This window comes from Microbulbifer sp., assembly GCF_036563125.1.
Classification (GTDB): Bacteria; Pseudomonadota; Gammaproteobacteria; order Pseudomonadales; family Cellvibrionaceae; genus Microbulbifer.
Genome location: NZ_DATCMV010000154.1, coordinates 1 through 3,812, shown reverse-complemented (window position 1 = coordinate 3,812; position 3,812 = coordinate 1). Strand labels below are relative to the sequence as shown.

Annotated in this window: 5 protein-coding genes; 4 read left to right on the top strand and 1 reads right to left on the bottom strand. The window is 59.4% G+C overall.

All coding sequences use genetic code 11. The features are described from left to right. The 4 genes from VIL80_RS12950 to hypE all read left to right on the top strand — a co-directional run. Positions 1–834: Kae1-like domain-containing protein (locus VIL80_RS12950; RefSeq protein WP_332036516.1), on the top strand; the 834-nt coding region annotated here is incomplete at its 5' end. After that, complete coding sequence (locus VIL80_RS12945) at positions 825–1,067, top strand: HypC/HybG/HupF family hydrogenase formation chaperone (protein ID WP_332036515.1); 243 nt, start codon at positions 825–827, stop codon at positions 1,065–1,067. The genes VIL80_RS12950 and VIL80_RS12945, both read left to right, overlap by 10 nt. Positions 1,068–1,070: 3 nt before the next feature. After that, a complete protein-coding gene (gene hypD / locus VIL80_RS12940; protein WP_332036514.1) occupies positions 1,071–2,222 on the top strand; it encodes a hydrogenase formation protein HypD in 1,152 nt (383 codons plus the stop codon). Further along, a complete protein-coding gene (gene hypE, locus VIL80_RS12935; protein ID WP_332036513.1) occupies positions 2,212–3,249 on the top strand; it encodes a hydrogenase expression/formation protein HypE in 1,038 nt (345 codons plus the stop codon). Before hypD ends, hypE begins: the two co-directional genes overlap by 11 nt. Before the next feature lie 26 nt (positions 3,250–3,275). On the opposite strand, the gene VIL80_RS12930 is transcribed toward hypE, so the two are convergent. Beyond that, positions 3,276–3,812: site-specific integrase (locus VIL80_RS12930; RefSeq protein ID WP_332036512.1), on the bottom strand; the 537-nt coding region annotated here is incomplete at its 5' end.

The following is a 3,812-nucleotide window of genomic DNA, read 5'->3' as shown; positions in this document are numbered from 1 at the left end:
ATGGCCGAGCATCAGTACCGCGGTTCGGCAGTGGGCTTAAGCTGGGACGGCACGGGGTTCGGGGAAGACGGTAGTGTGCGCGGCAGCGAGTGCCTGTACTGGAATGGCCGCGACCACGTAAAGCGCATTGCCAGTTTGCGTGACTTCCCGCTGCCCGGTGGCGAAAGCGCGATCCACGACCCTCGCCGAATCCTGGCCGGCATGCTGTATGAATGCCTCGGCGAGCGTGCATTTTCATGCGCACTTCTCAGGAAAAAATTCGACACCACAGAATTATCCATTGTGCGCACCATGTTAAAGCGTGGCATCAATACGCCGCGCTGCTCCAGCATGGGCCGACTGTTTGATGCCGTGGCGGTAATTCTGGGCTTGGTCGACTCCGTCAGTTTCGAAGGACAGGCGGCGATGGCGGTTGAGTACGCCGCGGAGCCTTCTACTACCGAGATCTGTTATCCCTTCACTATTCAGGATACAACCCAGGCAACCTGTACCCTGGACTGGGCGCCAATGCTGCTGGCATTGCTCGGTGATGAGGATTGCGGGCTTTCTGTCGCCGACCGCGCTTGCGCCTTTCAAAACACCCTTGCACAAATGGCGCTCGCAGCAGTGCGCCGCACCGGCGAGCGGAAGGTCTTTGTGTCGGGTGGTGTGTTTCAGAACAAACGCCTGCTGGAGGGTACCGCCGGGCTTTTGCGGCATAACGGCTTTCACGTGCACTGCCACAGCAAGGTACCTCCCAACGATGGCGGTATTGCCCTCGGGCAGCTGTATTACGCTCGCTGTATGGCTGATAGCCGCGTGGCCAGAGACGAGGGGAGTACGCTATGTGTCTAGGCATCCCCGGGCGTATCGAGGAAATCCTCAATCTCGCCCCGCTGGAGCGCACGGCACGGGTCAGCTTTGGCGGTATCACCAAGGACATCAACATCGCCTATGTACCGGAAGCCGTTGTGGGGGATTACGTGATTGTGCATGTGGGTTTTGCCATCAGCCGTGTCGACGAGCGGGAAGCGCAACGCATATTCGATTACCTCGCCCAACTCGGTGAGTTGGAGGAACTGGAATAACCCATGAAGTTTCTGCACGAATATCGCCAGCGCCAGGACATTGAGCGGATCGCACGTGCGATCGCGAACATGACGACCCGCCCTTGGACCATCATGGAAGTATGCGGCGGGCAGACACACGCGATCGTTAAGTACGGTCTGCAACGGTTCCTGCCATCCGCGATCACATTGGTGCACGGTCCCGGTTGCCCTGTGTGCGTCACCCCGCTGGAGATCATCGATCAGGCCTTGGCCATTGCCTCACGGCCGGACGTCATTTTCTGTTCCTTCGGCGATATGTTACGCGTCCCCGGCAGTACGCAGGATCTGCTTGCGGTGAAAGCCCGGGGCGGCGATGTGCGCATGGTCTATTCACCGCTACACGCGCTGGATATCGCCAGGCAGAATCCCGAGCGCAAGGTGGTGTTCTTCGCCGTCGGATTTGAGACCACCGCACCCGCCAATGCCATGGCCGCGTTCCTCGCCCGTGAGCAAGGCCTGCGAAACTTTTCTCTGCTCGTATCCCAGTTTCTGGTGCCTCCGGCCATTGAGGCAATTAGCGGCGCCACCGATTCACGGGTTAATGGATATCTGGCTGCCGGTCATGTGTGCGCGGTGACCGGGTTCGAGTCCTACCATGTGCTGGCGGATACCTTCAAAGTACCAATCGTGGTAACCGGGTTTGAGCCACTGGATATTCTGCAGGGAATCTTGATGGTCGTGCGGCAGCTCGAACGCGGCGAATACCAGGTGCAGAACCAGTATGCGCGGGCCGTAGCGCGCACCGGTAACCAGCGGGCGCAGGACATGTTGCGGCAGGTATTCGAGGTCACTTCGCAGACCTGGCGCGGTGTTGGCGAAATTCCCGCAAGCGGCCTGCGCCTGCGCGCACCGTTCTCGTCGCAGGATGCCAGGCAACTTTTTGCCAGCGAAAAGTCGTCCCCGTGTGATACCAGTGGATGTATCAGCGGCGAGATCATGCAGGGGCGCAAAAAGCCGAACGAGTGCCCGCATTTTGGCCAGCGCTGCCAGCCTCAACATCCATTGGGGGCGCCCATGGTGTCGTCCGAGGGCCCGTGCGCCGCCTATTACCGCTACCGTGCCCGGGGCATCACCGGCGAGGCTGTCGATGCTCAAACCAATAACCCAACCAACAGCTCAGCCCATGAATATTGATTGTCCGCTCCCCGCGGATACCGAAGACACTATTCGCCTCGGTCACGGCAGCGGTGGTGAGTTGAGCCAGAATTTGTTCCGCGACTACATTCATCCCTACATAAAAAACCCCTGGCTGGACCAATTGCACGATGGCGCACGCCTTCCGTTCACCGGCGCGCGGCTGGCGTTCACCACGGATTCATTCGTGGTCTCGCCGCTGTTTTTCCCCGGCGGTGACATCGGTGAACTCGCGGTTTACGGCACCGTCAATGATCTCGCCATGAGCGGTGCGCGCCCGATGTATTTGAGTTGCAGCCTGATCCTCGAAGAGGGGCTGCCACTGAAAACCCTGGCAAAAGTGATGGCTTCCATGGGGCGTGCCGCCGTACAAACCGGCGTGCAGCTGGTCACTGGCGATACCAAGGTGGTGGAGCGGGGAAAGGGAGACGGCCTGTATATCAATACCGCCGGGGTCGGTGTAGTGGAACACGAATGGGAGATAGCAGCGGCGACCATTTGCCCCGGCGATCGGATACTCCTCTCTGGCGATATCGGCCGCCACGGCATGGCGGTGATGGCAAGTCGCGAAGGGCTCGCGTTCGATACACCGTTGCAAAGCGATTGCGCACCACTACATGAACCGGTGCATGACCTACTCCAAGCGGGTATTCGTGTGCACTGCCTGCGAGATCTCACCCGCGGCGGCCTTGCCACGGCACTGGTGGAACTGGCGAGAGCACGGGGCGCATCATTTTTACTGCGGGAAAGCGAGGTACAGATTTGCGAGTCGGTGGAGGGGGCGTGCGAGCTCCTGGGACTCGATCCCTTCTATGTTGCCAATGAAGGGCGCTTTGTGGTGTTTGTGGCTCCCGAGGAGGAGCCGGCAGCACTGGAGATATTGCGCCGCCATACTGTGTCTGCGGGAAGCCGGACCATTGGGCTGGTGACTGAAGTAGGGCGGCCAGATGTCATTCTCACAAATTTCCTCGGCTGCGAGCGATTGCTCGACCTGCTTCCCGGCGAGCAGTTGCCGCGTATTTGCTAAGGGGACACCTCCAGGCAGACAAATGGCTAGTCGATATCCCCCAGTGCGGCCATTTTTTCCATCAGAATCGTCGTTGCATTGTCGGTGAGCCGCTGACCTTCCTCGATGTACTCCCACACCGTGGCATCGCTTTTCCAGCCACCCTGTTTCTTGATCAGCTCAAAATCGACCTTTTCCCGTGCGGCCGAAGTGGAGAGACCGCGGCGAAAGCTGTGGCTGCTCAGGCTTGCGACAAAATCAAAACCACATTCTGTGCCCAGCTGCTTGAGCAGCTGATTTATGGCACCGGGGTTTAGCGGTTTCTGCTGAACCTGGTCCCAGCGGTTTACAGGGCGGAATACCGGTCCTTCCTTTATACCCGCCGTATCGAGCCAACCTCGGAGTGCGGTGCCCGGGCACACGGTTTTGTTGCCGAAGGGCAGTGCCCGCTGAATGCCCTGACCAGTCTGGTCCGTTTTCGAACGCGGCAGCCGCACGATCAGGCCCTCATCCTCCCATATCAGGTCTTCCACCCGAATCGCCACCAGCTCACTGCGTCGAAACGCACCGAAGAATCCCATCAG

What these genes read in the sequence shown, in the direction of transcription:
- VIL80_RS12945 (WP_332036515.1), top strand. Translation starts at nt 825, where the DNA reads ATGTGTCTAGGCATCCCCGGGCGTATCGAGGAAATCCTCAATCTCGCC.
- hypD (WP_332036514.1), top strand. Translation starts at nt 1,071, where the DNA reads ATGAAGTTTCTGCACGAATATCGCCAGCGCCAGGACATTGAGCGGATC.
- hypE (WP_332036513.1), top strand. Translation starts at nt 2,212, where the DNA reads ATGAATATTGATTGTCCGCTCCCCGCGGATACCGAAGACACTATTCGC.